Origin of the sequence: Thalassobaculum sp. (genome assembly GCF_965223715.1) — a bacterium.
In the GTDB taxonomy this organism is placed as follows: Bacteria; Pseudomonadota; Alphaproteobacteria; order Thalassobaculales; family Thalassobaculaceae; genus Thalassobaculum.
This window is the reverse complement of the sequence record NZ_OZ245012.1, coordinates 1,755,000-1,780,386: the sequence shown is the minus strand read 5'-3', so window position 1 is coordinate 1,780,386 and position 25,387 is coordinate 1,755,000. Positions and strand designations below refer to the sequence as shown.

At 67.0% G+C, this 25,387-nt stretch carries 27 protein-coding genes; 18 read left to right on the top strand and 9 right to left on the bottom strand.

Annotation, left to right across the window (positions count from 1 at the left end):
• Positions 1–5 precede the first annotated feature (5 nt).
• The 3 genes from ACOQOP_RS08295 (at position 6) to ACOQOP_RS08285 (ending at position 1,970) form a co-directional block, all read left to right on the top strand.
• Complete coding sequence (locus tag ACOQOP_RS08295) at positions 6–1,031, top strand: NADP-dependent oxidoreductase (RefSeq protein ID WP_420565852.1); 1,026 nt, start codon at positions 6–8, stop codon at positions 1,029–1,031.
• On the top strand, positions 1,024–1,497 hold the full coding sequence (locus tag ACOQOP_RS08290; protein ID WP_420565851.1) for a MaoC family dehydratase: 474 nt from the start codon (positions 1,024–1,026) through the stop codon (positions 1,495–1,497). The genes ACOQOP_RS08295 and ACOQOP_RS08290 overlap by 8 nt, the downstream gene beginning before the upstream one ends.
• A gap of 80 nt (positions 1,498–1,577) precedes the next feature.
• Complete coding sequence (locus ACOQOP_RS08285; protein WP_420565850.1) at positions 1,578–1,970, top strand: VOC family protein; 393 nt, start codon at positions 1,578–1,580, stop codon at positions 1,968–1,970.
• Between the two features lie 227 nt (positions 1,971–2,197).
• Here ACOQOP_RS08285 and ACOQOP_RS08280 read toward each other — a convergent pair whose 3' ends face one another.
• The 3 genes from ACOQOP_RS08280 to ACOQOP_RS08270 all read right to left on the bottom strand — a co-directional run bounded on the left by ACOQOP_RS08280 (position 2,198) and on the right by ACOQOP_RS08270 (position 3,902).
• Positions 2,198–2,740 carry a hypothetical protein gene (locus ACOQOP_RS08280; RefSeq protein ID WP_420565849.1) on the bottom strand — a complete coding sequence of 181 codons (543 nt, stop codon included), beginning with the start codon at positions 2,738–2,740 and terminating at the stop codon, positions 2,198–2,200.
• A 111-nt stretch (positions 2,741–2,851) separates the two neighbouring features.
• Positions 2,852–3,346, bottom strand: coding sequence for a hypothetical protein (locus ACOQOP_RS08275; RefSeq protein WP_420565848.1), 495 nt, complete (start codon positions 3,344–3,346; stop codon positions 2,852–2,854).
• A gap of 358 nt (positions 3,347–3,704) precedes the next feature.
• A complete protein-coding gene (locus ACOQOP_RS08270) occupies positions 3,705–3,902 on the bottom strand; it encodes a CsbD family protein (RefSeq protein WP_420565847.1) in 198 nt (65 codons plus the stop codon).
• A 191-nt stretch (positions 3,903–4,093) separates the two neighbouring features.
• Between ACOQOP_RS08270 and ACOQOP_RS08265 the strand changes: the two genes are divergently transcribed.
• Positions 4,094–4,249: a hypothetical protein gene (locus ACOQOP_RS08265; RefSeq protein ID WP_156907184.1), complete on the top strand. Its 156-nt coding sequence runs from the start codon at positions 4,094–4,096 to the stop codon at positions 4,247–4,249.
• Positions 4,250–4,353: 104 nt separating this feature from the next.
• Here the strand turns inward: ACOQOP_RS08265 and ACOQOP_RS08260 are convergent, their stop codons facing one another.
• The gene (locus tag ACOQOP_RS08260; protein WP_420565846.1) at positions 4,354–5,511 is read right to left on the bottom strand and encodes an NADH:flavin oxidoreductase/NADH oxidase; all 1,158 of its coding nucleotides are present in this window, start codon (positions 5,509–5,511) and stop codon (positions 4,354–4,356) included.
• 212 nt (positions 5,512–5,723) lie between these two features.
• Here ACOQOP_RS08260 and ACOQOP_RS08255 point away from each other — a divergent pair, with 212 nt between their 5' ends.
• From ACOQOP_RS08255 to glgA, 8 genes are all read left to right on the top strand, one after another.
• Positions 5,724–6,500: a hypothetical protein gene (locus ACOQOP_RS08255; protein ID WP_420565845.1), complete on the top strand. Its 777-nt coding sequence runs from the start codon at positions 5,724–5,726 to the stop codon at positions 6,498–6,500.
• Positions 6,500–6,904, top strand: coding sequence for a hypothetical protein (locus tag ACOQOP_RS08250; RefSeq protein ID WP_420565844.1), 405 nt, complete (start codon positions 6,500–6,502; stop codon positions 6,902–6,904). The genes ACOQOP_RS08255 and ACOQOP_RS08250 overlap by 1 nt, the downstream gene beginning before the upstream one ends.
• A gap of 25 nt (positions 6,905–6,929) precedes the next feature.
• Entirely contained in the window at positions 6,930–8,129 is a 1,200-nt protein-coding gene (locus ACOQOP_RS08245) for an acyl-CoA dehydrogenase family protein (RefSeq protein WP_420565843.1), read from the top strand.
• Positions 8,126–9,256 carry an acyl-CoA dehydrogenase family protein gene (locus ACOQOP_RS08240; protein ID WP_420565842.1) on the top strand — a complete coding sequence of 377 codons (1,131 nt, stop codon included), beginning with the start codon at positions 8,126–8,128 and terminating at the stop codon, positions 9,254–9,256. The genes ACOQOP_RS08245 and ACOQOP_RS08240 overlap by 4 nt, the downstream gene beginning before the upstream one ends.
• Before the next feature lie 14 nt (positions 9,257–9,270).
• Positions 9,271–10,476, top strand: coding sequence for an acyl-CoA dehydrogenase family protein (locus ACOQOP_RS08235; RefSeq protein WP_420565841.1), 1,206 nt, complete (start codon positions 9,271–9,273; stop codon positions 10,474–10,476).
• An 84-nt stretch (positions 10,477–10,560) separates the two neighbouring features.
• Positions 10,561–11,256 (top strand): tellurite resistance TerB family protein, encoded by a 696-nt coding sequence (locus tag ACOQOP_RS08230; protein WP_420565840.1) that lies wholly within the window; start codon positions 10,561–10,563, stop codon positions 11,254–11,256.
• A gap of 143 nt (positions 11,257–11,399) precedes the next feature.
• The gene (gene glgC / locus ACOQOP_RS08225) at positions 11,400–12,671 is read left to right on the top strand and encodes a glucose-1-phosphate adenylyltransferase (protein WP_420565839.1); all 1,272 of its coding nucleotides are present in this window, start codon (positions 11,400–11,402) and stop codon (positions 12,669–12,671) included.
• On the top strand, positions 12,668–14,137 hold the full coding sequence (gene glgA / locus ACOQOP_RS08220) for a glycogen synthase GlgA (protein ID WP_420565838.1): 1,470 nt from the start codon (positions 12,668–12,670) through the stop codon (positions 14,135–14,137). Before glgC ends, glgA begins: the two co-directional genes overlap by 4 nt.
• A gap of 162 nt (positions 14,138–14,299) precedes the next feature.
• On the opposite strand, the gene ACOQOP_RS08215 is transcribed toward glgA, so the two are convergent.
• Genes ACOQOP_RS08215 through ACOQOP_RS08200 form a run of 4 tightly spaced genes read right to left on the bottom strand, consistent with a single transcriptional unit; the run spans position 14,300 to position 17,339 of the window.
• Positions 14,300–14,689 (bottom strand): tautomerase family protein, encoded by a 390-nt coding sequence (locus ACOQOP_RS08215; RefSeq protein ID WP_420565837.1) that lies wholly within the window; start codon positions 14,687–14,689, stop codon positions 14,300–14,302.
• A 4-nt stretch (positions 14,690–14,693) separates the two neighbouring features.
• The gene (locus tag ACOQOP_RS08210) at positions 14,694–15,752 is read right to left on the bottom strand and encodes a phosphotransferase (RefSeq protein ID WP_420565836.1); all 1,059 of its coding nucleotides are present in this window, start codon (positions 15,750–15,752) and stop codon (positions 14,694–14,696) included.
• Between the two features lie 10 nt (positions 15,753–15,762).
• Positions 15,763–16,527 carry an SDR family NAD(P)-dependent oxidoreductase gene (locus tag ACOQOP_RS08205; RefSeq protein ID WP_420565835.1) on the bottom strand — a complete coding sequence of 255 codons (765 nt, stop codon included), beginning with the start codon at positions 16,525–16,527 and terminating at the stop codon, positions 15,763–15,765.
• 32 nt (positions 16,528–16,559) lie between these two features.
• On the bottom strand, positions 16,560–17,339 hold the full coding sequence (locus tag ACOQOP_RS08200; protein WP_420565834.1) for a glucose 1-dehydrogenase: 780 nt from the start codon (positions 17,337–17,339) through the stop codon (positions 16,560–16,562).
• Between the two features lie 186 nt (positions 17,340–17,525).
• On the opposite strand from ACOQOP_RS08200, the gene ACOQOP_RS08195 reads away from it, so the two are divergent.
• The 6 genes from ACOQOP_RS08195 (at position 17,526) to ACOQOP_RS08170 (ending at position 23,812) form a co-directional block, all read left to right on the top strand.
• Positions 17,526–19,046, top strand: coding sequence for an ABC transporter ATP-binding protein (locus tag ACOQOP_RS08195; protein WP_420565833.1), 1,521 nt, complete (start codon positions 17,526–17,528; stop codon positions 19,044–19,046).
• Positions 19,043–20,110 (top strand): ABC transporter permease, encoded by a 1,068-nt coding sequence (locus tag ACOQOP_RS08190; protein ID WP_420565832.1) that lies wholly within the window; start codon positions 19,043–19,045, stop codon positions 20,108–20,110. Before ACOQOP_RS08195 ends, ACOQOP_RS08190 begins: the two co-directional genes overlap by 4 nt.
• Positions 20,111–20,121: 11 nt before the next feature.
• A complete protein-coding gene (locus ACOQOP_RS08185) occupies positions 20,122–21,042 on the top strand; it encodes an ABC transporter permease (protein ID WP_420565831.1) in 921 nt (306 codons plus the stop codon).
• Between the two features lie 70 nt (positions 21,043–21,112).
• Positions 21,113–22,192: a BMP family ABC transporter substrate-binding protein gene (locus ACOQOP_RS08180; RefSeq protein WP_420565830.1), complete on the top strand. Its 1,080-nt coding sequence runs from the start codon at positions 21,113–21,115 to the stop codon at positions 22,190–22,192.
• Positions 22,193–22,483: 291 nt separating this feature from the next.
• A complete protein-coding gene (locus ACOQOP_RS08175; RefSeq protein WP_420565829.1) occupies positions 22,484–23,416 on the top strand; it encodes an NAD-dependent epimerase/dehydratase family protein in 933 nt (310 codons plus the stop codon).
• 57 nt (positions 23,417–23,473) lie between these two features.
• Positions 23,474–23,812: an STAS domain-containing protein gene (locus ACOQOP_RS08170; protein WP_420565828.1), complete on the top strand. Its 339-nt coding sequence runs from the start codon at positions 23,474–23,476 to the stop codon at positions 23,810–23,812.
• A 13-nt stretch (positions 23,813–23,825) separates the two neighbouring features.
• Here ACOQOP_RS08170 and ACOQOP_RS08165 read toward each other — a convergent pair whose 3' ends face one another.
• Positions 23,826–25,379 (bottom strand): SpoIIE family protein phosphatase, encoded by a 1,554-nt coding sequence (locus tag ACOQOP_RS08165; protein WP_420565827.1) that lies wholly within the window; start codon positions 25,377–25,379, stop codon positions 23,826–23,828.
• Positions 25,380–25,387: the final 8 nt, after the last annotated feature.

Sequence of the window (25,387 nt, the reverse complement as noted above, 5' to 3'; positions counted from 1 at the left end):
CTGCAATGAAGAGCACCCAGATCCGTCTTGCCTCCCGTCCCAAGGGCGAGCCCGTGGCCGGCGATTTCGAGAAGGTCGAGGTCGACCTGCCCGAGATCGGCGAGGGGCAGGTGGCGCTGCGCACCATCTACCTGTCGCTGGACCCCTATATGCGCGGGCGGATGAGCGACGCCCGCTCCTACGCCCAGCCGGTGGAGATCGGCGGCGTGATCACCGGCGGCACGGTGTGTCAGGTGGTGCAGTCCCGCTCCGACAAGTTCAAGGAGGGAGATTTCGTGCTCTCCATGTCCGGCTGGCAGAGTGCGGACGTGGTCGATGCCAAGGGCCTGCGCAAGCTCGACCCGGCCGACGCGCCGATCTCCACCGCCGTCGGCGTGCTCGGCATGCCGGGGCTGACCGCCTATGTCGGCCTGCTGGATATCGGCCAGCCGAAGGAGGGGGAGACGGTGGTGGTCTCCGCCGCGTCGGGCGCGGTCGGCTCGGTCGTCGGCCAGCTCGCGAAGATCAAGGGCGCACGGGCGGTCGGCGTCGCCGGCTCGCCAGACAAGGTGGCCTTCGTGAAGGACGAGCTCGGCTTCGACGCCTGCGTCTCGCACCGTTCCGAGACCCTGAAGGACGACCTGAGAGCGGTCTGTCCAGACGGGGTGGACGTCTATTTCGAGAATGTCGGCGGCGCCACCCTGGACGCCGCCCTGTCGCTGATGAACCCGTTCGGGCGCATCCCGGTCTGCGGCATGATCTCGCTGTACAATGCCACCTCGCTCGACGGCGGCCCAAGCCGGGCGAGCCTGATGCGCCAGATCCTGACCGACCGGCTGCATGTCCAGGGCTTCATCGTCACCGAGCGCTGGGACCGGTTCGGCGCCTTCGTCAAGGAAGTGGGCGGCTATATCCGCTCCGGCGAGCTGAAGTACCGCGAGGACATCGTCGAGGGGCTGGAGAACGCGCCGGAGACCTTCGTCGGCCTGCTGAAGGGCAAGAATTTCGGCAAGCAGCTCATCCGCGTCTCCGCGGACCCGACCCGTGGCTAGTCCCCGCAGCTTCGACACGGTCGAGGCCCTGGAGGCCTGTGTCGGCGAGGAGATCGGGGTCAGCGACTGGATCGAGATCTCCCAGTCGCGGATCCTGCGCTTCGCCGACGCCACCGACGACCGCCAGTGGATCCATCTGGACCAGGAGCGGGCCCAGGCGGAGTCGCCCTACGGTACCACCGTGGCGCACGGCTATCTGACCCTGTCCATGCTGCCGCGGATCACCGCCGAGGTGTTCGAGCTGAAGCCGCGGGTCGCCGGGATCAACTACGGCCTGGACCGGGTGCGCTTCATCGCGCCGGTGCCGTCCGAAAGCCGGATCCGTGGCCGGGTCGTGCTCGACCAGGTGGTGCGCCAGAAGGCGGACACGATCCGGGTGCACTACACGGTGACCGTGGAGACCGAGACCAGCGAGAAGCCCGCCTGCGTCGCCTCCGCCATCGCGCAATACATCGTGGCGGCATGACCCCTTCTACTGATCCTTACTCGTCATCCCACGAGCGCCCGGGATGACGGTCGGTTAAAGTTGCAGGGAAAACTGCGCCCATGAGCCTCAAGGACATTCACAACCTCGACTACACCGTGCTGCTCTGCACCGACATGGCGGCGACGCGGCGGTTCTACGAGGAGGTGATGGGCTTCGCGGTGGAGACCGACACGCCGAACTGGGTGAGCTTCCGGATCGGCGCCACGCTGCTGACCCTGCGGCCGCGGGACGGCATGCCGATCTGGGAGGACGGACCGGCGGTGCCGGGCTCGGCCTCGGTCCAGCTCGCGTTCCGGGTGCCGCCGCCCGCGGTCGACGCCTGCCATCGCGAACTGCTCGCGCACGGCGTGGAGATCGTCCGCGCGCCGACCGACCTTCCGACCTGGCGCCACCGCACCCTGTTCTTCCGCGATCCCGAAAACAACGTGATCGAGATCTACGCGGAGTATTGAGGGGTTCCGCTCAAATCTAGGCCGTCATCCTGGGAGCGCCCGTCCCGGACCTAATCGGCAAGTATAAATTTAGCTGAACAGGTTCAGGATGAGCGAGGAATAGTATGCCCGCGCTGAGATTGAAATCACTCTGGAGATGATGGCGGCGGGGTGGGCTGAATATGTCCGCGGGCTGGAGAACGACGACCTAGAGGACTATCAGGAGAACGCGGCGCCGGTTGGCAGGATCATCCGTGCGGCATTGGAGGCTGCGGCCTCTCAGCATACGCGCTAAGCACTTTTGTGGAATGTCGCAGCATGTCTGCTCCCACTACGGAAATTCTCCTGGCGACTTCCATGATGGTCTCAGCATTTGTGTCCTCGTAGTTCACGAATTCAGCACTTCGATATGTGCTCAGAGACATGCTGTCTGAGCCGCCCGCGAAGACACCATGAACAATCGCGTCACGTCTGGGTTTAATGGCATTAGCTTGCACGGAAATGTCTTCGACCTGTCCGATAAACTCGGCGTTGAATACGCGTCTTGCCATTTTGCGCCACTGTCGCCCGCGTTGCTTAAACGGTGCTCGAAAGTTTAGTAGATCAGCCTCGTTGCTTGGAAAGGAGTGCAGCCACTTTATCTGCTGATCAATCTCGTACTCCAGGTAGCCCCATTGGACGGCTACCAACCCCACGGCCTGCAACATCTCCGAGCCGGGTGGTAGGATTAACTCAAACCCGCTGTCGAGTAGGCGCTGTTCCATGTCTGAGAATTCGAAGGAATCTGACACCGATAAACCTCAGGACACTGAAGAAGGTGCTCGGAAGGGCGACGAACTGTTGAAGCGCATGCTCCAGACGTCGCCCAAGCCGCATAGGCCGAAGAAGTGGCAATCGGAGAGTTAGCGCGGGCGTCGCACGCGAGACTTGCGTTGATCATGTGTTTGGTGGCCGCTGACGAACAGCTCTGTACCACATCGAGGGCACACCAATAGCTCAGCGCGGGGTGCGCCCATCTTCTCGAATTGGAGGATTGAGATTTGACGTTGGTGGTAGCAGTTGGGACAAAATTGCATCGGATGTTCGCCGCCGGCGGGGCGATCCTTCAACGCGTAGGTATGAACGCCCCCTGTCGGTTCATACAACTCGTAGCGTTTCTTCTCGCGCTCCCAGTCTTCAAAGCCCGCGATTTGTGTTTTCAAGCGGTTTATTTCCTCAACGAGCGCCGTTTCGCGAGCCTGGGCATCAAGGGCCCGCGACTGAGCATCCATCAGGGCGCCTTGTATTTCGGAAATCGCTTGCTTGATGTCCCCCTCACGTTTGAGCTCTTGCAAGCCCTTCGCGATATCGAACGCAGTCTTAAGGCTCGCTAGTGCAGCTGGTATTTCGCCAACCATGGTCACCTCCCCATCTAACGACGGGTAAGCCTGACTCCCATAATCGGATGAGTCGAGTCGATCAGGGTGGTTTCTAATAGCGCGCGCTTAAGGGCCTTGTGTAACTGTTCGGCGGGCGAGCTTCCCGCCACTAGTACGCCCCTTTACTAGTCCGCCGATAGGTCAGACGTTTGCCTTCCGCGCCCTTCATGGGTCAAGTATACAGTTGCCGATATATTCCGTGATTGACCCGGGCGATCCTCGGATCAGGTACAGATCTTGCCGGGATGACGTGAAGGCTTATTGAGCGAGCGCGGTCATCAAAAACAAAGAAGGCCGCACCCGGGGATGCGGCCTTCCATCGCTCGGCGCTGACCGCCTAGAGGCGGTTGGCCCAGTCGTGCACTTCCTGCTTCGCCTGCTCGCGCGACTTGCCGTAGCGCTCCTGGATCAGGCCCTCCAGCTCGGTCTGTCGACCCTCGACCTTGTCGAGTTCGTCGTTGGTAAGCTCGCCCCACTGCTGCTGGGCCTTACCCTTGATCGACTTCCAGTTACCTTCGATTTGATCCCAGTTCATGGCGTTTGCCTCGATAACGGTTGGGGATGCCGGGTAAACGAGACGGCCTATTTCCTGGTTCCATCTAGGGGTAAGTGACGTCAGTGATTTGTCGGCCGGGCAGGCAACCGCCAGCCTGTATGAGATCCCACGGGAACCAAGCGGGGGGATGGGGCGTTTCCCTCTCAGACGCAACGACGCGAGGGAAACCCATGGCCGACAAGACCAATCCCCCGGACCATCCGGTGGACCCGCTGCAGCCGGGCACGGTGCCGTTCTCGCGGCCGCCCCGTCCCAAGGCGCCGGATGCCGCGGATGCGGATCACGAAGAGAATCACAAGGACAAGAAGCCGCCCATCGAGCGGTAAGACGGTCCTTCCAGGATCCGGAGCGGTCAGCTTCTCCCTCGACACCGCCGCTCCGTTTCAAGCGCTGGCGTTCCCCCGACGCCAGCGCTTCTTCGTTTCCGAGCCTATTCCGCCGCCTGCTCGCGGGCATAGGCGCGCAGGCCCTTGTCCCACTTCTCCAGCCACCAGGCGTACTGGTGCGGCCATTTCTCGAAATCGGGGTCGATGTCGAAATGCTGGGCGGCATGCAGCGCCCAGAACGGATCCACGAGCGCCTGACGGCCGATGGCAACCAGGTCGGCCTGGCCCTGCTGCAGGATCCGCTCGGCCAGGTCCGGCTCGCGGATCAAGCCGACGGCCATGGTCTGGATCCCGACCTCTTGTCTGATGCGCTCGGCGAACGGGACCTGATAGCCCGGGCCGCGCTTGAGGTTGGCGTTGGTCGCTCCCTTCGGCGAGTTGCCGCCCGACGAACAGTCGATCACGTCGACCCCGCGCTCCTTCAGCGCCTTGGCCAGCACCACGCTGTCGTCCATCTCCCAGCCGCCGTCGATGCCGTCGACCGAGGAGATCCGCACGAAGAGCGGCTTGTCCTTCGGCCAGGCCGCGCGTACCGCCTCGGCCACCTCCAGCGGGAAGCGCATCCGGCCCTCGATATCGCCGCCATAGCCGTCGTTGCGGGTGTTGGAGAGCGGCGACAGGAAGGTCTGCAGCAGGTAGCCGTGAGCCATGTGGATCTCGAGAAGCTCGAACCCGGCGTCGAGCGCCCGCTTGGCGGCGTCGGCGAAGTCCTGCTTCGTCTGTTTGAGATCGGCCTCGTCCATCATCTTCGGCGTCAGCCACCCCTCGCTGAGCGCGAGATCCGACGGCCCGTAGGGCTGCCAGCTCCGGTCGCCCTGGGCGATCTCCTTCGGACCGACCGGGCCGCCGCCCTCCCAAGGCCGCTGGGTCGAGGCCTTGCGCCCGCCATGGCCGATCTGCACCCCCGGGATCGAGCGCTGCTGGCGGATGAAATCGGTGATCGGCCGGAAGGCGTCCACCTGCGCCTGATTGTACAGGCCGGGGCAGCCGTTAGTGATGCGCCCGGCCTCGGACACGCCGGTCGCCTCGACGATCACCGCACCGGCCCCGCCCATCGCGAACTTGCCGTAATGCACCATGTGATAGGCGGTCGGCACGCCCTCGACTGCCGAGTACTGGTCCATCGGCGAGATGACGATGCGATTGTTCAGGGTCGTCGACCCGATGGTCAGTGGCTCTAAAAGGCGCGGCGATGCGCTCATGATTGTCCTCCCGGATTCTTCTGGCCGAAGTCTTGTTGCCGAAGGGAGGAGACCCCCTGGACGCGGCGCTGACAAGGGGTCGAAAGGGCAGGGGTGCGCGCGGCCGTTGGCACGTTCGTGGTTCCCGTGCCACCGTGCGCCTGCTATCGATGCGTGAACCATGTCGCGGCGCCGCTGCCCGGTGCCGACGAAGATAAAACAGGGAGGGCCTCATGCGTGAGGCGGTCATCGTGTCCACGGCCCGGACACCGATCGGCAGGGCGTTTCGCGGCGCCTTCAACAACACCCACGGCGCGGTTCTCGCCGGCCATGCGATCAGCCACGCGGTCGCCCGCTCCGGGCTCGATCCGGCGGAGATCGAGGACGCGATCATCGGCTGCGGCCTGCCCGAAGGGGCGACCGGCCAGAACATCGCCCGCCTTGCCGCCGTCCGCGCCGGCCTGCCGGTCAGCACCGCCGGTACCACGGTGAACCGGTTCTGCAGCTCGGGTCTGCAGACCATCTCCATGGCGGCCCAGCGGGTGATCGTGGACGGCGTGCCGGCCATGGTCGCCGGCGGGGTGGAGTCGATCAGCCTGACCCAGGCCAACCTGAACAAGGTCCACCTCACCGAGGCCTGGCTGATGGAGCACAAGCCGGCCCTGTGGATGTCGATGATCGAGACCGCCGACATCGTCGCCCAGCGTTACGGCATCTCCCGAGAGGCGCAGGACGAATACGCCGCCGAGAGCCAGCGCCGTACCGCCGAGGCCCAGGCGGAAGGACGGGTGTCGGAAGAGATCGTGCCGCTGCAGAGCACCATGCTGGTCAAGGACAAGGAGACCGGCGAGGTGAGCGAGAAGACGGTCACCCTGGAGAAGGACGAGGGCAACCGGCCCGGCACCACGGTTGAGGCGCTGTCCGGACTTGAGCCGGTACGCGGCCCGACCAGTTCATTACCGCCGGCAATGCCAGCCAGCTCTCCGACGGCGCCTCGGCCTGCGTGGTGATGGACGCCAGGGAGGCAGAGCGGCGCAACATCGAGCCGCTCGGCATCTACCGCGGCCTGGTCGCCGCCGGCTGCGAGCCCGACGAGATGGGCATCGGCCCGGTCTTCGCCGTGCCGCGCCTGCTGGAGCGGGCCGGGTTGAAGATCGACGACATCGATCTGTGGGAGCTGAACGAGGCCTTCGCCAGCCAGGTGATCTACTGCCGCGACAAGCTCGGCATTCCGAACGAGAAGCTGAACGTGAACGGCGGCTCGATCTCCATCGGCCACCCCTATGGCATGACCGGGGCGCGGATGGTCGGGCACGCGCTGATCGAAGGCAGGCGCCGCGGGGCGAAATACGTGGTCACCACCATGTGCGTCGGCGGCGGCCAGGGCGTGGCCGGCCTGTTCGAGGTCGCCTGAGACATACGACGAGGAGAAGATGGCCATGGACGTGGTTCTGTCACCGCAGGAGGAGTCCTTCCGCCAGGAGGTCCGCGCCTTCCTGAAGGAAAAGCTCCCCGCCGATATCGCCGAGAAGACCGGCAACGGCTTCCGCATCTCCAAGCAGGACCATGTCCGCTGGCAGAAGATCCTGCACGAGAAGGGCTGGATCGCCCCGAACTGGCCGGTCGAGCATGGCGGTACCGGCTGGACGCCGATGCAGAAGCACATCTTCGACGAGGAATGCGCGCTGGCCGGGGCGCCGATGGTGATCCCGTTCGGCGTCACCATGGTCGCCCCGGTGATCATGAAGTTCGGCAACGACGCCCAGAAGCAGCGCTTCCTGCCGCGCATCCTCAGCTCCGACGACTGGTGGTGCCAGGGCTATTCCGAGCCCGGCTCCGGGTCCGACCTCGCCTCGCTGCGCACCAAGGCGGTGCTGGACGGCGACCACTACGTGGTCAACGGCCAGAAGACCTGGACCACGCTGGCCCAGCATGCCGACTGGATGTTCACCCTGGTGCGGACCCAGGACACCGGCAAGCCGCAGGAGGGCATCACCTTCCTGCTGATCGACATGAAGAGCCCGGGCATCAGCGTCCACCCGATCACCACGCTCGACGGCAGTGCCGAGATCAACAGCGTCTTCCTGGAGGACGTCCGGGTCCCGGTGGAGAACCGGATCGGCGAGGAGGGCAAGGGCTGGACCTACGCCAAGTACCTGCTCGGCCATGAGCGGACCAGCATCGCCGCGGTCGGCCGCTCCAAGGCGCAGCTCCGCAAGCTGAAGGGCATTGCCCGCACCGAGCTGGCCGGCGGCAAGCCGATCATCGAGGATCCGGACTATGCCCGCCGCCTGGCGCAGATCGAGATCGACCTGCTGTCCCTGGAGAGCCTGGTCCTGCGGACGCTCTACGCCGAGAGCGAGGGGCGGCCGGTGGGGGCGGAGCCGTCCTTCCTGAAGATCAAGGGCACGCAGATCCAGCAGGGCCTGACCGACCTGCTGATGGAGGCCATCGGCCCCTATGCCGCCCCGTATCAGCCGGAGGCCTTCCGCGACGAGGGCTGGAACGAGGAGCCAGTCGGCCCGGATTACGGCCCGGCCCTGGCGCCGCTGTATTTCAACTGGCGCAAGGCCTCGATCTACGGCGGATCGAACGAGATCCAGAAGAACATCCTGGCGAAGATGGTGCTCGGCCTATGAGTTTCACGTTCACCGACGACCAGCGGCAGCTCGCCGAGAGCATCGATCGCTACCTGTCCGACAAGTACGGATTCGAGCAGCGCACCAGGATCCGCAAGGGCGAGGGCGGCTGGTCGCGCGACGTCTGGAAGGACTTCGCCGAGCTCGGCTGGCTCGCCTTTCCGATCGCCGAGGAGCATGGCGGTCTCGGCGGCTCCACCGTCGATCTGGCGCTGATGATGGAGGCGTTCGGCAAGGCCCTGGTGGTCGAGCCGTTCGTCGCCACCATCGTGCTGGGCGCCGAGATCGTCGCCAAGGCCGATCCGGAACGGGCGGCGCAGATCCTGCCGCAGGTGGCGGCCGGCGAGCATCTGCTGGCCTTTGCCCATAGCGAGCCGAATAGCCGCTATGACCTGCCGCGCGTCTCTACCATGGCGACCGAGAGCGACGAGGGCTGGGTGCTCGACGGGCACAAGGCGGTGGTGCTGCACGGCGACAGTGCCGACACGCTGATCGTCTCCGCCCGCACCGGCGGTCGCGACGACGAGCGCGAGGGCATCACCCTGTTCCTGGTCCCGGGCGACGCCGAGGGGCTGACCAAGAAGGCCTATCCGACCATCGACGGCATGCGCGGCGCCGACCTGGAATTCGACGGCGTGCGGGTCGGGCACGACGCCGTGCTCGGCGAGATGGGCCGGGCGCTGGACATCGTCGAGGGGGTGGTGGACCGGGCCTGCGTTGCCCTGGCGGCAGAGGGTGTGGGCGCCATGCAGGCGACGGTCGACCTGACCACCGAGTACCTGAAGACCCGCACCCAGTTCGGCAAGCCGCTGGGCAGCTTCCAGGTGCTGCAGCACCGGGCCGTCGACATGCTGTCGGAGACCCGCTTCGCCCATGCCCTGTGCTACCGCACGGCCGGGCTGATGGACAGCGTGCGCGGAGTGGAGCGCGCCCGCGCCGCCTCGATCATCAAGGCCGAGATCGGCCGCGCCGGCAAGCTGGTCGGCGAGGAGGCGATCCAGCTTCATGGCGGCATGGGCATGACCGACGAGATGGCGGTCGGCCATTACTTCAAGCGGCTTCGGCTGATCGACGTGACCTTCGGCAATGCGGGCCATCATCTGAGCCGCATCGTCCACATGGCGTAAGGGAAGGACCCTCCATGATCCCCGAGATGAGCGACAAGGCGGCCGAGCTGCGCAACCGCGTGCAGGCCTTCATGGACGAGCATGTCTATCCGGCCGAGCACGTCTATGAGGAGCAGATCGCGGAGGGCGCCAGCCGCTGGACCGCGCCGCCGATCATGGAGGAGCTGAAGGCCAAGGCCAAGGCGGCCGGTCTGTGGAACATGTTCCTGCCGGAGAGCGATCTGGGTGCCGGCCTGTCGAACCGCGACTACGCCCCGATCTGCGAGGTCATGGGCCGGTCCTCCATGGGCTCGGAGGTGTTCAACTGCTCCGCTCCGGATACCGGCAACATGGAGGTGCTGGTCCGCTACGGCACCGAGGCGCAGAAGGCCAAGTGGCTGACCCCGCTGCTGAACGGCGAGATCCGCTCCGCCTTCGCCATGACCGAGCCGGCGGTCGCGTCCTCCGACGCCACCAACATCGAGGCCCAGATCACCCGCGAGGGTGACGAGTACGTGATCAACGCCCGCAAGTGGTGGACCTCCGGCGCGCTCGACGAGCGCTGCAAGATCATGATCTTCATGGGCAAGACCGACCCGAATGCGGAAAAGTACCGCCAGCAGTCGATGATCCTGGTGCCGCTCGACACCCCGGGCGTGACGGTGAAGCGGGCGCTGACCGTGTTCGGCTACGACCACGCGCCGCACGGCCATGCGGAGGTCACCTTCGAGAACGCCCGGGTGCCGGTCTCCAACGTGCTGCTGGGCGAGGGCAGGGGGTTCGAGATCGCCCAGGGGCGCCTCGGCCCGGGGCGCATCCACCACTGCATGCGGCTGATCGGCCAGGCCGAGCGCGCACTTGAATCGATGAAGGCCCGCGCCCGATCCCGGGTCGCCTTCGGCAAGCCTCTGTCCGACCAGGGGGCGCTGCGCCACACCATCGCCGAATGCCGCATCGCCATCGACCAGGCCCGCCTCATGGTGCTGTATGCCGCCCACAAGATGGACACGGTCGGCAACAAGGCGGCCCGCCAGGAGATCGCCATGATCAAGGTCATCGCCCCGCGCATGGCCTGCGAGGTGATCGACAAGGCGATCCAGGTGCATGGCGGCGGCGGTGTCTCCCAGGACTTCCATCTGGCCCATGCCTATGGCCATAGCCGCGCCCTGCGCCTGGCCGACGGCCCGGACGAGGTGCATCTGGAGTCGATCGCCAAGTCGGAGTTGAAGAAGAACGCCTGAGCGGCGGTCGCCGGCGACTATTGAAATCGCCCCGGCCAATCCCCTTTTCGCCTGTACCGACATTTCTGGCGAGGTACTGAGGCGATGGACGTGCAACGGCTGCTGGACGGGTTCCTGGGCAACGGGTCCGGCTCGAAATCGACATCCGGGCTCGGCGGTCTCGCCGACAAGATGCCCGGAGGCCTGATGGGCGGGGCAGCGGCCGGCGGTCTGGTGGCGGCGCTGCTGAGTTCGAAGAAGGCCCGCAAGCTCGGCGGCAAGGCGATCACCTATGGCGGCCTCGCCGTCCTCGGCGGTCTCGCCTACAAGGCCTGGAGCGACCACCGCGCCAACCGTCCGGAGGCGCCCGCGACCACGCCGCCTGCCGCACCGCCGGCCGACAGCGGCTTCGACCCGGCCCGCCTGCGGGACACACGGGGCGAGGATTTCCGCCTGACCCTGGTGCGGGCGATGGTGAGCGCCGCGCTGGCCGACGGCCATATCGACGCCAAGGAACAGGGGCTGATCGACCAGCAGATCGGGTCCGCCGACCTGGCCGAGGACGAGCGCCGCTTCATCTCCGATCAGCTCGACCGTCCGGCCGACCCAATCGCCATCGCCTCGCTCTGCGCCGACGAGCCGCAGGCGACCGAGGTGTACCTGGCCTCGCTGGTTGTGCTCGATCCGGAGGTGCCGGGCGATGCCCGCTACAAGCAGCGGCTGGGCGACGCCCTGCGGCTGCCCGACGACCTGCGGCGGCGCCTGGAGCGGGAGGTCGAAGCGGCGCTGGCCGATGTCTGACCGGCAGGCCTGCGGCCCACCAAACCTGTGCGACAGACGGCTGCGGATCTCGGACGATCAGGGGGTGTACTGCTGACCGTTCAGCCCCACTCTTGTAGAACGGGATCCGCGACGCCGGTCGCGGCGCGTAAGGGGAGGGAATGATGGTCCACACACCCGGGACGACCAGACTGGCCCAGCAATCCATGGCCTTCGTCCTGGCCGGCGGCCGCGGCAGCCGCCTGATGGAGCTGACCGATCGCCGGGCCAAGCCGGCGGTCTATTTCGGCGGCAAGAGCCGGATCATCGACTTCGCCCTGTCCAATGCCGTGAATTCAGGCATCCGCCGGATCGCCGTGGCGACCCAGTACCGGGCACACAGCCTGATCCGCCACCTGCAGCGCGGCTGGAGCTTCTTCCGGGCCGAGCGCAACGAGTTCCTCGACATCCTGCCGGCTTCCCAGCAGTCGGGCGGCGAGAACTGGTATCTCGGCACCGCCGATGCGGTCGCCCAGAACATCGACGTGATTGACAGCTACGAGCCCGAATACATCGTCATCCTGGCCGGCGACCACATCTACAAGATGGACTACGAGCGGATGCTGATGCAGCACGTGGAGACCGGGGCGGATGTCACGGTCGGCTGCCTGACGCTCAACCGCTCGGAGGCCTCGGCCTTCGGCGTCATGGCGGTCGACGAACGGTCCCGCATCGTCGATTTCGTCGAAAAGCCGGCCGACCCGCCGCCGCTGCCCAATGATCCGGACAAGGCGCTGGCCAGCATGGGGATCTACGTCTTCAACTGGGCGACCCTGCGCGAGCTGCTGCTCGAGGATGCCCAGGACCCGACCTCCAGCCACGATTTCGGCAAGGACATCATCCCCGCCATGGTCAGGGGCGGCGGCGCCTACGCCCATTTCTTCTCCGACAGTTGCGTGATGAGCGGACTGGAACCGGCGCCGTACTGGCGCGACGTCGGGACCGTGGACGCGTTCTGGGAAGCGAATATCGACCTCACCGACTTCGTCCCCGGCCTCGACCTGTTCCACGAGGACTGGCCGATCTGGACCTATGGCGAGGTCGTGCCGCCGGCGAAGTTCATCCATAACGAGGAGAACCGGCGCGGCCGGGCGGTCAGCTCCATGGTGTCCGGCGGCTGCATCATCTCGGGCTCCAATATCGAGCGCTCCCTGCTGTTCACCCGCTGCCACACCCATTCCTTCTCCGAGCTGTTCGGGGTGGTCGCCCTGCCCAAGGTGGTGGTGAACCGCCACGCGAGGCTGAAGCGGGTGGTGATCGACCGCGGGGTGGAGATCCCCGAGGGCCTCGTCGTCGGCGAGGACCCGGAGGAAGACGCGAAGTGGTTCCGCCGGACCGAGGCTGGTACCTGTCTGATCACCAAGCCGATGATCGAACGGTGGATGGCCGCCCGATGAGAGTGCTTTTCGTCGCCTCGGAATGCGTTCCGCTGGTCAAGACGGGCGGGCTGGCCGATGTGGCCGGCGCCCTGCCCAAGGCGCTGACGGCCAAGGGCGTGGATGTGCGGGTGCTGCTGCCCGGCTATCCCGGCGTGACGGCGCTGACCGGCGAGGGCGAGGCCGTCTGGCAGGAGGGCGAGGTGTTCGGCAGGCCGGCGACTGTCCGCCGGGCGCCGGTCGGCGGGCTCGACGTGCTGGCCCTCGACATGCCGGAGTTCTTCGAACGCGACGGGCTCTACGTCACGCCGGAGGGGGAGGACTGGCCGGACAACCCGTTTCGCTTCGCCTCGTTGACCTGGGTGGCGGCGCGCATCGCCCGCGACGGCCTCGCGGACGGCTGGCGCCCCGACATCGTCCATGGCCATGACTGGCAGACCGGCCTGGCGCCGCTCTACCTGCAGGATTGGGCGGTGCGCGACGTCGCGACCATCCTGACGATCCACAACATGTCCTATCAGGGCGTGTGCGAGGCCGACCTGCGCGCCGACCTCAAGCTGCCGGAGACCGGCTTCACCGCCCAGGGCTACGAATTCTACGGCAAGCTCAACTTCCTGAAGGCCGGGCTGATCCACTCCGATCTGGTGACCACGGTCAGCCCGACCTATGCCCGCGAGCTGGAGAGCCCGGAATTCGGCTGGGGCCTGGAAGGGGTGCTGGCGGCGCGCCAGGAGCGGGCGATCGGCATCCTCAACGGCATCGATACCGAGCTCTGGGACCCGATGTCCGACCCGGCGGTGCCGTCCTTCACCAGCCGGTCCCTGTCCGGCCGCAAGGCGGTGCGCAAGGCGCTGCTGGAGACCTTCTCGATCGATCCCGGCCGAAGCGGCCCTTTGTTCGGCGTGGTCAGCCGGCTGACCGACCAGAAGGGGCTGGACCTGCTGCTCGGCATCCTGCCGGACATGTTGCGGGTCGACGGCTCCCTGATCCTGCTCGGCAGCGGCGACCGGCGGCTGGAGGAGGCGTTCCGGACGGCCGCCCGGGACCATTCGGGTTCGGTCGGCGTGCATATCGGCTATGACGAGGATCTGGCGCACCGGTTCTATGCCGGAGCCGATGCGATCCTGGTGCCCTCGCGCTTCGAGCCCTGCGGGCTGACCCAGATGTACGCGATGCGCTACGGCGCCCTGCCGGTGGTGGCACGGACCGGCGGCCTGGCGGACACGGTGATCGACGCGAACTCGGCCGCCGTCAGCGCCGGGGTTGCCACCGGCTTCCAGTTCGAGCCGGGCTCGCGCGAGGCCTTCGCCAACGCCATCGCCAAGGTCTTCGCGGTGTTCTCCGAGCAGGGCCTGTGGCGCCAGATGCAGCGCAACGCCATGCGCCACCCGGTCGGTTGGGACGGTCCGGCGGAACGCTATATCGACCTCTACGCCCGGCTGATGGCGGCGAAGGAGGGGCAGCGGCGGTTCAGCGGGACCCGGTGAGGGGGGCGCTTTCGCTCCCCACCCCCTTAACTCACTCCCCGGACTTGTTCCGGGGCCCACGGCGGAACCTGCTTCGAACCCTGCCCGTCATCGTGCGGCGGATGGGTAGGCCCCGGAACAGGTCCGGGGAGTGAGTAAGATGAGTGGAGTGAGCCCGCCTCCTTACGTCTGCACCTTGTAATTCAGCGTCAGCTCGTCGCCGATCTTGCCGCGGATGCCCCAATTGGCCATCGGGGTCTCCACGATGGTGATCTCCACCGCCTCCACCGGGATGCCGGTCGCCGCGGGTATCTCCCGCATCAGCCCACGCAGGCAGGCGCGCTTGGCGGCGTCGCTGCGGCCCTCGAACATCAGGATCTCGATCACCGTGTAGCCCTCGCCCCGGTCGGCCGGGTGGATGAAATCGGCATCGTCCAGGGCGATGAACCGGTGGAAGCGCTTGTCCTCCGGCAGGCCGAGCGTCTCCCTCATCACCCCGTGGATCGCGTCGGACAGGGCCTGGCGGTGCCGGTCGATGAAGGCCCGGCGGGCGTGGATCTTGATCTGGGCCATGGGCTCAGCCTTCCCGGCTGGCGATGGCCCAGCCGATCTCGGCCAGGCGCGGCGCCTTGGCCCCGACTTCCAGGGCGTTGGCCGAGCTGGCATTGCCCTTGAGCCCGCGGAAATAGACGCCCTGGCAGATCGCGGCGAGCCGGAAGAAGGACAGGGCCAAGAAATAGCGCATGTCCGGCATGGCGTCCCGACCGGTGCGCTGGCGGTACTTCTCCAGGTACTCCGCCTCGCCCGGAATGCCCATGGTCGCCAGGTCCAGCCCGACCATGCCCTTCAGCGCCTTCTCCGCATGGGCCATGTGATAGGGCATGCAGGTATAGGCCACGTCGGCCAGCGGGTGGCCGAGGGTCGCCAGTTCCCAGTCGAGCACGGCGATCACCCGCGGCTCGGTTGGGTGCAGCATCATGTTGGGCAGGCGGAAATCGCCATGGGCGATCGCCACCTCGTCCGGCACGCCGGGATGGGCGTTCAGCCATTCGGTCAGCCGGTCCATGTCCGGCATCGGGTCGGTCTTCGTGGCCTCGAACTGCTTGGTCCAGCGGGCGATCTGCCGGCCGCAATAGTTCGCCGGCCGGCCGAAATCACTGAGGCCCACGGCCTCCATGTCGACCGTGTGCAGCTTGGCCAGCGCGGCATTGGCGCTGTCCCAGATCGCCGCCCGTTCCTCCGGCGTATAGCCCTCGTCCAGGGACGGCTCGTCCGGGATGCGGCCGTCGAGGAAGTCCATGACGTAGAACGCCGTGCCGATGACCGACGCGTCCTCGCAGAGGTGACGCATCACCGGCACCGGCACGTCGGTCTGCGCCAGGGCGGCCATGACCCGGTACTCGCGTTCCACCATATGGGCCGAGGGCAGCAACTCCCCCGGCGGCTTCTTGCGGAGCACGTAGGAGGCATTGCTGTCGGCGGTGTCGAGACGGAAGGTCGGGTTGGACTGGCCGCCCTGGAACTGCCTGACGGTCAGGCCGGACGCCGCACCGTCCAGCCCCTGATCCGCCAGATAGCGGGCCAGTCCCGCCTCGTCGAAGCGGTGGGCGTCGGTGACCGGGCCGAGATGTGCCATGCCGGTCCCCTCAGGACGGGTCGCCGATGGTCCGACCGCCATCGGCCAAGATGGTCTGGCCGGTGACGAAGCGCGCGCCGTCGGAGGCGAGATAGGTCGCCAGCCAGCCGATATCCTCCGGCTCGCCGATGCGCTGGAGCGGGGTGACGGTCTCCATGATCTTTCGGCGCTTGTCGTCCTCCCACAGGGCGCGGGCGAAGTCGGTGCGGATCAGGCCCGGGGCGATGGCGTTGACCCGGATGTTCTTCGGGCCCCATTCGACCGCCAGGTTGCGCACGAGCTGCTGCTCGGCCGCCTTGGAGATGCCGTAGATGCCGAGCTTGCGGTTGCCGTACATGGACGCGATGGAGGAGATCAGGATCACCGCGCCGTCGCCGCGCTCCGCCATCTCCGGCAGCACCATGTTGCACAGCCAGAAGGCGCTCTTCACGTTGGTGTCCATGATCTTGTCATAGGCGTCGTCGGACACCTCCGACATCGGGCCGAAGACCGGGTTGGTGGCGGCGTTGCAGACCAGCACGTCGATCTTGCCGAAGGCCTTGCGGCTGCCGTCGACCAGCGCCTGCAGCTCCTCCTTGCGGCCGATGTTGCAGGGGATCGCCACCGCCTCGCCGCCGGCCGCTGTGATCTCCTCGGCGACGGCCGTACAGGCGTCGGCCTTGCGCGAGGAGATCACCACCTTCGCGCCCTGTTTCACCATGCATTCGGCAATGGACTTGCCGATGCCCCGCGACGAGCCGGTGATCAGCGCCACCTTGCCGGTCAGATCGAACATGCGTGTGTCTCCTCCAGAGGTCTCGTCGTGTGTCACATGGCGCAGATGCCGCCATCGACCGTCAGCTCGGTGCCGGTGACGAAGGTGCTGTCGTCGCTCGCCAGGTACAGGACCGCGCCGGCCACGTCGGCGGGCGCACCCATGCGGCCGAGCGGGGCCGCCGCCTCGATCGCCTGACGCAGGCGCTCGGGGTTGTGGTGGCCGTCGACCATGCGGTCGACCATCGGCGTGTCGGTATAGGACGGGTGCACCGAGTTGCAGCGGATGCCGTAGCCCTTCTTCGCGCAGTGCAGGGCGACCGACTTTGTCAGCAGCCGCACCGCTCCCTTGGAGGCGGAATAGACTGGGATCGCCGGGGCGCCGACCAGTCCGGCGATGCTCGACATGTTGACGATAGAGCCGCCGGCCGGGGCCGCGTTCGCCTTCATCGCCGTCACGCCGTATTTGCAGCCGAGGAACACGCCCTTGCCGTTGATGTCCATCACCCGGTCCCAGTCGTCGACGGAGGCGTCCTCGATCGATCCGCCGGAGCCGCCGGTGCCGGCATTGTTCACCAGCACGTCCAGCCGGCCGTGGCGGTCCAGGATCTCCGTGGTCACCTGCTGCCAGCCGACCTCGTCGCGCACGTCCAGCAGCGCGAAAGTCGCGCCAATCTCCAAGGCGACCGCCTTGCCCCGGTCGCCGTCGATATCGGCGATGGTGACGGTGGCCCCCTGTTCGACGAAGATCTCGGCGATCGACCGGCCGATTCCGGAGGCGCCACCGGTGATCAGCGCGGTCTTTCCTGCAAGCCTGTCTCGGCCGGCGGCCATGCGTTTCCCCTTCCTCGGATCGGCGTCCCGTCTCGCGCGGGCTCGGTGGGCCGCAGTCTAGGACACGTCTTCCGGCGCATGCACCCCAAAGGTTACGGGTGCGCTGCAACAAGACGCTCGACTCCGGCGCCGCCAGCCTCTACCCAGGAGGATCGACACGCGACCACCCGGCGGGGGCAGGGCCGAATGAGCGACTTCCTTCTGGAGGCCGTCCATATCACCAAGAAATTCGGCGAGTTCGCCGCCAATGACGACGTGACTCTGCGGCTCCGGCCCGGCGAGATCCACGCGCTGCTGGGCGAGAACGGTGCGGGCAAGTCGACCCTGGTAAAGATGATGTACGGCGCCCTGCAGCCGAGCGAGGGCGAGCTGCGTTGGCGCGGCAAGCCGGTGCGCATCGCCAACCCTGCGGCCGCAAGGGCGCTGGGCATCGGCATGGTTTTCCAGCATTTCTCCCTGTTCGAGGCGCTGACCGTCACCGAGAACATCGCGCTCGCCCTGCCGGGCAGTTCGGACATGAAGGAACTCGCCGCCCGGATCGCCTCGGTCTCGCGGGAATACGGCCTGCCGCTGGAGCCGGGTGCCCTGGTCGCCGACCTGTCGGTGGGGCAGCGCCAGAGGATCGAGATCGTGCGCTGCCTGCTGCAGGAGCCCGCACTGCTGATCATGGACGAGCCGACGGCGGTGCTCACACCCCAGGAGGCCGACCAGCTCTTCGTCACCCTGCGCCGCCTGGCCGCCGAGGGCTGCGCCATCCTCTACATCTCCCACCGCCTGGAGGAGGTGAAGGCCCTGTGCCACGAGGCCACCATCCTGCGCCGAGGCAAGGTGGTCGCTACCGTCGATCCGCGCCGGGAGACCGCCGCCTCGCTGGCCCGCCACATGGTTGGGGTCGATGTGGCCGTCGTCTCCACCCGCTCGGGCGTGACGGCGGGCGAGGCGATCCTGACCCTCGACAAGGTGTCGCTGCCGGCCGACGGGCCGTTCGGCACGGCCCTGCGCGACGTGTCGCTGCAGATCGCGGCGGGCGAGATCGTCGCCATCGCCGGGGTTGCCGGCAACGGCCAGTCGGAGCTGTTCGACGCGGTGTCGGGCGAACGGACGGAGGGGCTGACCGGGGCCATCACCATCGCCGGACAGGTCTGTGCCGGGCGCGGGATCAAGGCGCGCCGGGCGCTGGGTGCCGCCTTCGTGCCGGAGGAGCGGCTGGGCCACGGGGCGGTGCCCGATTTCCCGCTGTCCCAGAACGTGATCCTGACCCGCTTCGCGGTGGATGACGGCATGGTGAAGCGCGGACTGGTCAATCTCGGGCTCGCCGGCGACGTGGCCGGCCGGGTGGCCGGCGCCTTCGACGTCCGCACGGCCCATAGCGATCCGGAGGCGCGGTCGCTGTCCGGCGGCAATCTGCAGAAATTCGTGATCGGCCGCGAGCTCGACCGCAAGCCGCGGCTGCTGGTGGTCAACCAGCCGACCTGGGGCGTGGACGCGGGGGCGGCCGCCGTGATCCGCCAGGCGCTGATCAACCTGGCCGATGCCGGCTCGGCGGTGCTGGTGATCAGCCAGGATCTGGACGAGATCTTCGCCATCGCCGACCGCATCGCGGTCATCTCGCGCGGCGAGCTGTCCGAGGCTCGGCCGACCTCCAGCCTGGACCGCGAGGCGATCGGCCTGTTGATGGCCGGCGCCCACGAGAGGGCGGCGTCATGAGGCTGGTGCTGGAGAGGCGGGCGGAACGCTCCAAGCTGATGACCTGGCTTTCGCCGCTGCTCGCCGTGGGGCTGACCCTGGTGGCCGGAGCGGTGATCTTCTCGCTGATGGGCCTCGATCCGGTGCGCGCCCTTTACGTCTACTTCCTGGAGCCGGTGCTCTGGTGGTGGTCGCTGGAGGAGCTGGTGGTCAAGGCGGCCCCCCTGGTGCTGATCGGCGTCGGGCTGGCGGTGTGCTTCCGGGCCAATGTCTGGAACATCGGGGCGGAGGGGCAGCTCACCATCGGCGCGCTGTTCGGCTCGGCCCTGCCGATCCTGTGGCACGAGTTCCAGAGCTTCCCGGTCATGGTGCTGATGCTGGCCATGGGGGCGTTGGGCGGCGCGCTCTACGCGGCGATCCCGGCCTATCTGCGCACCCGCTTCGGCACCAACGAGATCCTGACCAGCCTGATGCTGGTCTATGTCGCCCAGCTCGTCGCCGACTGGTTCATCCGCGGCCCCTGGCGCGACCCGGCCGGCTTCAACTTCCCCAAATCTGTCCAGTTTGAGGGCTGGCAGCTTCTCCCCACCATCGACGACGGCCGCATCCATCTCGGCGCCGGGCTGGCCCTGGTGGCCGTCGCGGTGCTGTACGTCGTCATGTCGCGCACCCTGAAGGGGTTCGAGGTCCGGGTCGTCGGCACGGCGCCGCGGGCCGGGACCTTCGCCGGCTTCTCCTCCACCCGGATGGTATGGTTCTGCCTGCTGCTGTCGGGCGGGCTGGCCGGGCTCGCGGGCATCTGCGAGGTGGCGGGGCCGAGCGGGCATCTGCAGCCCTCCATCTCCCCCGGCTACGGCTTCACCGCGATCATCGTCGCCTTCCTCGGCCGCCTGAACCCGGTCGGCGTGCTGATCGCCGGCATCATGCTCGGCATCTCCTATCTCGGGGGCGAGGCGGCGCAGATCGATCTCGGCATCTCCGACAAGACCGCCCAGGTGTTCCAGGGCATCCTGCTGTTCTTCATCCTGGCCTGCGACACGCTGATCCTCTACCGGATCCGCCTGCTGCGTCCCCAGACGGCGTAGGGGAGGCGGCTGTGACAGGGTTGGAAGCGGTCATCCTGACGATCATCACGGCCTCGACGCCGCTCCTGCTGGCCGCCATCGGCGAACTGGTGGTCGAGCGCTCCGGTGTCCTTAATCTGGGTGTCGAGGGGATGATGGTGGTCGGCGCCGTCTGCGGCTTCGCCACCGCCTATACCACCGCCTCGCCGTATCTCGGCGTGCTGGCGGGCGTGCTCGCCGGCATGGGCATGGGGCTGCTGTTCGGGTTTCTCACGCAGACGCTGGCGACCAATCAGGTGGCGTCGGGCCTGGCGCTGACCCTGCTGGGCCTGGGTCTCTCCGGGCTGATCGGCGAGAGCTTCACCGGCCTGCCCGGCGTAAAGCTGCAGCCGCTCGACATCCCGGTGCTGACGGAGATCCCGTTCCTCGGCCCGATCCTGTTCGGCCAAGACGTGCTGGTCTACGCCTCCTTCGTGCTGGTCTTCGCCGTGTCCTACGTGATGACCCGGACCCGGACCGGGCTGATCATCCGGGCGGTCGGCGACAACCACCATTCCGCCCATGCGCTGGGCTACAACGTGATCGCCGTGCGCTACGGCTGCATCCTGTTCGGCGGCGCCTGCGCCGGGCTGGCGGGGGCCTATCTCTCGCTCGCCTATACGCCGCAATGGGTGGAGAACATGACCTCCGGTCGCGGCTGGATCGCGCTGGCGCTGGTGGTCTTCGCCACCTGGATCGCTCGACGCGTGCTGATCGGGGCCTATCTCTTCGGCACGGTCTGGATCATGGGGCTGTACGCCCAGGCCCTGGGGGTCGGCATCCCGTCCCAGGTCTTGTCGTCCTTCCCCTATCTGATAACCATTCTGGTCCTCGTTCTGATCTCCAGGAACAGGACGCTGACCAGGATCAACACACCGGCCTGCATCGGTCAGACCTTCGTGCCGGATCGGTGAGTAAGCAGGGGCCGCCGTGCCGCGGCCCGATATGTGCCACCCCCTTGGAACAGGACAGGAGACGGGGACCATGAGGAAGTTGTTCAAGCTGGCGGTCGCCTCCGCGATGCTCGCCGCCGGTGCCATCGGCGCCACCATGGCCCAGGCCGCTGACCCGCTGAAGGTCGGCTTCATCTATGTCGGGCCGATCGGCGACCACGGCTGGTCCTACCAGCACGACCAGGGCCGCCTCGCCATCGAGAAGGAGTTCGGCGACAAGGTCGAGACCGTCTATGTGGAGAAGGTCGCCGAGGGCCCGGATGCCGAGCGGGCGATTACCCGTCTGGCGCGCCAGGGGGCCGGCCTGATCTTCACCACCTCCTTCGGCTTCATGGAGCAGACCCTGGCGGTCGCCAAGAAGTTCCCGGAGATCAAGTTCGAGCATGCCACCGGCTACAAGCAGGCCGAGAACCTCGCCACCTACTCGGCCCGGTTCTACGAGGGCCGCTACGTGATCGGCCAGATCGCCGCCAAGATGTCGAAGAGCGGCGTCGCCGGCTATGTGGCGTCCTTCCCGATCCCGGAAGTGGTGCGCGGCATCAACGCCTTCCTGCTGGGTGCCCAGTCGGTCAACCCGGACTTCAAGCTGAAGGTCGTGTGGGTGAACTCCTGGTTCGATCCGGGCAAGGAAGCCGACGCCGCCAAGGTTCTGATCGGCCAGGGTGCGGACATCATCACCCAGCACACCGATTCCACCGCTCCGCTGCAGATCGCCGAGGAGCAGGGCGTGGTCGGCTTCGGTCAGGCCTCCGACATGATCAAGTTCGCGCCGAAGGCGCAGCTCACCGCGATCATCGACGACTGGTCGGCCTATTACATCGAGCGCACCAAGGCCGTGCTCGACGGCACCTGGACCTCGGGTGACGTCTGGGGCGGCATGGCCGCCGACATGGTTATCATGGCCGACTACACCAACATGCCGGACGACGTGAAGGCGATGGCCGAGGAGACAGAGGCGAAGATCAAGTCGGGCGCGTTTCACCCGTTCACCGGCCCGATCTACAAGCAGGACGGCACGCTGGCGGTCGAGGAGGGCAAGACCCTCGATGACGGCACCCTGCTGGGCATGAACTGGTACGTGAAGGGCGTCGACGACACCCTGCCGCAGTAAGGTTGCGACCGGCTCGCGTGCTCGGGCCGCATTTAAGGAACCCCTCTCCGGTGCACCCGGGGAGGGGTTTTTCTGTTTGGGTCGGATAACGCATCCTATGGGTTGCCCCGCCGTCCACCGCCCTTGCGAGAACTTGCCCGCTGGGAAGATCAGCGCTGGCTGCATCACCCAAAAAAATTTGAGAAATTTAACCAATATTAAGTCGTTTTGCTGTTTTCTGCGGTCGCGTACGGCGCCGATCAGTGTGAAGTTTGTATCAGTATCAACTTGTTCGATCGGTTGGAGAGACACGTGAGGATCCTGGTTACGGGAGGATGCGGGTTCATCGGCAGTCACGTTGTCGAGGCTCTGCTGGCTGCCGGGCACGCGCCCGTGATCCTGGACGACCTGTCCACGGGCAAACGGTCGAACGTGCCGGACGACATCTCGGTGATCGAAGGCTCCATTGAGGATGCCGACGCGGTGTCCCGAGCGATCCAGGGCTGCGGCGGGGTGGTCCATCTGGCGGCGATCGCGTCGGTGCAGAAATGCAACGAGACCTGGGCTGCGAGCCACGCCGTGAACGTCACCGGCACGGTGAAGGTGCTTGAGGCGGCACGCGATGCCGGCCGCATCCCGGTGGTCTACGCCTCCTCGGCGGCGATCTACGGCGACAACACCAACACGCCGCTGACCGAGCGCGAGGCCCCCGCACCGTTGACCGCCTATGGGGTCGACAAATACGGCTCCGAGCTGCATGCCGGGGTGGCGGGACGCATCCACGGGGTGCCGAGCTTCGGGCTGCGGTTCTTCAACGTCTTCGGCCCGCGCCAGGATCCGTCCTCGCCCTATTCCGGGGTGATCTCCATCTTCGCCTCCCGCTTCGCCAAGGGGCAGGGGGTGACGATCCACGGCGATGGCGGCCAGGTCCGCGACTTCGTCTATGTCGGCGACGTGGTCGCGCACATCCTGGCGGCGCTGACGGCGGCGGATGTCTCGGCCCCGGTCGCCAATGTCTGCACCGGCAAGCCGACGACCGTGCTCGGCCTGGCCGAGGCACTGAAGTCCATGACGGGCGGGTCGGGCGAGATCGCGTTCGGAGCGGCCCGGGCCGGTGACATCCGGGTGTCGATCGGCGATCCGGATCTGGCGATCCGCCGTCTGCAGACGCGGGCGCAAGTGAGCCTAGAAGAGGGGTTGCGGCGGCTGCTGCGCGCGGACTACGCCATAGATCCGAACTCTTGAAGAATGACTGAAAGGCGGCTCGATATGCGAGCGACACAGGCACAGACGGGGGTAGGAATGGGCTTTACCATCGACCGGGCGGACAGCCATTCGGTGATCGCCTTCGAGGGGGACCTGGATTCGGCCGAGGTGCAGATGGCCCGCGGCGAGGTCGAGAGCCTGATCGGCGACGGCAAGCCCCTGGTGTTCGATCTCAGTGGGGTGGAATTCATCGACAGCTCGGGCATTGGGCTCATCGTCCATGCCTTCCGCGCGCTCAGCGCCAAGCGGGCCAAGGTGGCGGTCTGCGGTGCCAGCGACCAGCCGCTGGAGCTGCTGAAGGCGACCCAGCTCGACCGTTTCATGGCGTTTTCCGACTCCCCCCGCGAGGCGAAGGTCGCCGTCGGGGTGGCATGACGCGGACCGGCCGTCAGACGGAACGCCGGCCGATCGCGATCAGGCTGGTGTCGTCGCCGAGAGCCCGCGTCGAGGCGACATGGTCCTGCAGCACCCGTGACGGCATGTCCACGACCGGGTCGTCACCGTGCCGCAGCACCATGTCGAAGAGACGCTCCCCGGCGGCCGAGGGGTTCCGGCGCACCGACTCCACCTCCGACAGACCGTCCGTATAGAGCAGCAGGCGGCTCCCCGGTTCCGGCTCCAGCCGCATGGTCGGGAACGGCAGGTTCTGTTCCAGCGCGGGCAGCGGCCCGCTGATCTCCGCCCAGCGCGCGGCCCCGCCATTGACCATCACCGGGAACGGGTGCCCGGCGGAGCAGATCTCCACGCTGCCGTCCGGGGCGAGGGCGACCATCTGGATCGACACGATAGTCCGCTCGAAGGTCGGGTCGGCGAACAGGCTGTCCGAGAGCTGGGTCATCAGGTCGTCGATCTCGGTGCCGGGTGCCGCGCCGAGGACGAGCGCACGGAAATAGGCGGCCACCCCATGGGCGAAGAACCGGGCGGCGAGCCCATGCCCCATGACGTCGGCCAGCAGCACGATCAGCCGGTCGCCGACCTGGCCGGACTGGATCAGGTCGCCGCCGCCCAGGCTCGCCGGCTGGCTGGCGTAACCGATGTCGAACCCCTCGAAGGTGGCCGGCAGGTTGGGCTGAAGCCCCTCGGTCAGGTCCTTGGCGGATTTGGCGATCAGCGCCTCGCGCACCTTGCGCGAGCGGGTGATCAGCCGCCGGGCGATGCGCAGCAGGGTGGGCGGGTCGATCGGCTTGGGCACGAAATCGTCGATGCCCAGGTCACCGGCCTCCGTCATCGTGCGCTCGTCGCCATGGGCGGACAGGAAGACGAAGGGCACGATGTCGGTGTCGATGTCGCGCGCCAGTTCCTTGCGCAGGGCGATCCCGTCCATCTCCGGCAGGCCGATATCCGACAGGATCAGGTCCGGCTGATAGCTGCGGATCAGGCGCAGGGCCTGGCCCGGCAGCTCGAAATCGAAGACCCTGAAATCCCGGCGCAGGATCGACTTGATCAGATGGCGGGTGAGCGGCTCGTCCTCGATGATCACGATCACCGGACGGGTGATGAACTCGGCCCGCGGCGGGAAGCAGAGCGACAGGCGGTTCGGCCGGGTGAGGCCGTTGCCCGCGTCGTACTCGTAGTCGGCGAAGCGGGTGCCGATGAACTTCATGCCCATGCCGTGGGTGCGCGGCCCCTTGCGGCGGTCGGCGAAGGTGGCGAGCGCCAGATAGGCGTCGAAGTTCTGGAAGGCGCCGCCGTCGTCGAAGATCTCCAGCTCCCAGACCGCGCCGTCATTGTGCAGGTGGACGGTGATCTCCGACGGCGCCGGGGCGCCGTGGACGATCAGGTTGGTGGCATATTCCTGCAGGGCGAGCTGCAGGTCCTGGGCGAGGCGGCGCGGAATGTCCGACTGGCCCAGGGCGTCGCGCAGCCCATGGCGCAGGATCCGCAGGGAGGCCAGGTCCGGGTCGCGGACGATGGACTCGAAGATCGGCGTTCCCCGTCGCATGGCGCTCC

Excerpts from the sequence above, each read along its gene's own strand:
- ACOQOP_RS08275 (WP_420565848.1), bottom strand. The coding sequence starts at position 3,346 with ATGGTTGGCGAAATACCAGCTGCACTAGCGAGCCTTAAGACTGCGTTC.
- ACOQOP_RS08270 (WP_420565847.1), bottom strand. The coding sequence starts at position 3,902 with ATGAACTGGGATCAAATCGAAGGTAACTGGAAGTCGATCAAGGGTAAG.
- ACOQOP_RS08250 (WP_420565844.1), top strand. The coding sequence starts at position 6,500 with ATGGACGCCAGGGAGGCAGAGCGGCGCAACATCGAGCCGCTCGGCATC.
- ACOQOP_RS08170 (WP_420565828.1), top strand. The coding sequence starts at position 23,474 with ATGGGCTTTACCATCGACCGGGCGGACAGCCATTCGGTGATCGCCTTC.
- ACOQOP_RS08230 (WP_420565840.1), top strand. The coding sequence starts at position 10,561 with ATGGACGTGCAACGGCTGCTGGACGGGTTCCTGGGCAACGGGTCCGGC.
- ACOQOP_RS08295 (WP_420565852.1), top strand. The coding sequence starts at position 6 with ATGAAGAGCACCCAGATCCGTCTTGCCTCCCGTCCCAAGGGCGAGCCC.
- ACOQOP_RS08195 (WP_420565833.1), top strand. The coding sequence starts at position 17,526 with ATGAGCGACTTCCTTCTGGAGGCCGTCCATATCACCAAGAAATTCGGC.
- glgA (WP_420565838.1), top strand. The coding sequence starts at position 12,668 with ATGAGAGTGCTTTTCGTCGCCTCGGAATGCGTTCCGCTGGTCAAGACG.
- ACOQOP_RS08210 (WP_420565836.1), bottom strand. The coding sequence starts at position 15,752 with ATGGCACATCTCGGCCCGGTCACCGACGCCCACCGCTTCGACGAGGCG.
- ACOQOP_RS08245 (WP_420565843.1), top strand. The coding sequence starts at position 6,930 with ATGGACGTGGTTCTGTCACCGCAGGAGGAGTCCTTCCGCCAGGAGGTC.
- ACOQOP_RS08260 (WP_420565846.1), bottom strand. The coding sequence starts at position 5,511 with ATGAGCGCATCGCCGCGCCTTTTAGAGCCACTGACCATCGGGTCGACG.
- ACOQOP_RS08285 (WP_420565850.1), top strand. The coding sequence starts at position 1,578 with ATGAGCCTCAAGGACATTCACAACCTCGACTACACCGTGCTGCTCTGC.
- ACOQOP_RS08255 (WP_420565845.1), top strand. The coding sequence starts at position 5,724 with ATGCGTGAGGCGGTCATCGTGTCCACGGCCCGGACACCGATCGGCAGG.
- ACOQOP_RS08200 (WP_420565834.1), bottom strand. The coding sequence starts at position 17,339 with ATGGCCGCCGGCCGAGACAGGCTTGCAGGAAAGACCGCGCTGATCACC.
- ACOQOP_RS08240 (WP_420565842.1), top strand. The coding sequence starts at position 8,126 with ATGAGTTTCACGTTCACCGACGACCAGCGGCAGCTCGCCGAGAGCATC.
- ACOQOP_RS08215 (WP_420565837.1), bottom strand. The coding sequence starts at position 14,689 with ATGGCCCAGATCAAGATCCACGCCCGCCGGGCCTTCATCGACCGGCAC.
- ACOQOP_RS08190 (WP_420565832.1), top strand. The coding sequence starts at position 19,043 with ATGAGGCTGGTGCTGGAGAGGCGGGCGGAACGCTCCAAGCTGATGACC.
- ACOQOP_RS08165 (WP_420565827.1), bottom strand. The coding sequence starts at position 25,379 with ATGCGACGGGGAACGCCGATCTTCGAGTCCATCGTCCGCGACCCGGAC.
- ACOQOP_RS08235 (WP_420565841.1), top strand. The coding sequence starts at position 9,271 with ATGATCCCCGAGATGAGCGACAAGGCGGCCGAGCTGCGCAACCGCGTG.
- ACOQOP_RS08265 (WP_156907184.1), top strand. The coding sequence starts at position 4,094 with ATGGCCGACAAGACCAATCCCCCGGACCATCCGGTGGACCCGCTGCAG.
- glgC (WP_420565839.1), top strand. The coding sequence starts at position 11,400 with ATGGTCCACACACCCGGGACGACCAGACTGGCCCAGCAATCCATGGCC.
- ACOQOP_RS08180 (WP_420565830.1), top strand. The coding sequence starts at position 21,113 with ATGAGGAAGTTGTTCAAGCTGGCGGTCGCCTCCGCGATGCTCGCCGCC.
- ACOQOP_RS08205 (WP_420565835.1), bottom strand. The coding sequence starts at position 16,527 with ATGTTCGATCTGACCGGCAAGGTGGCGCTGATCACCGGCTCGTCGCGG.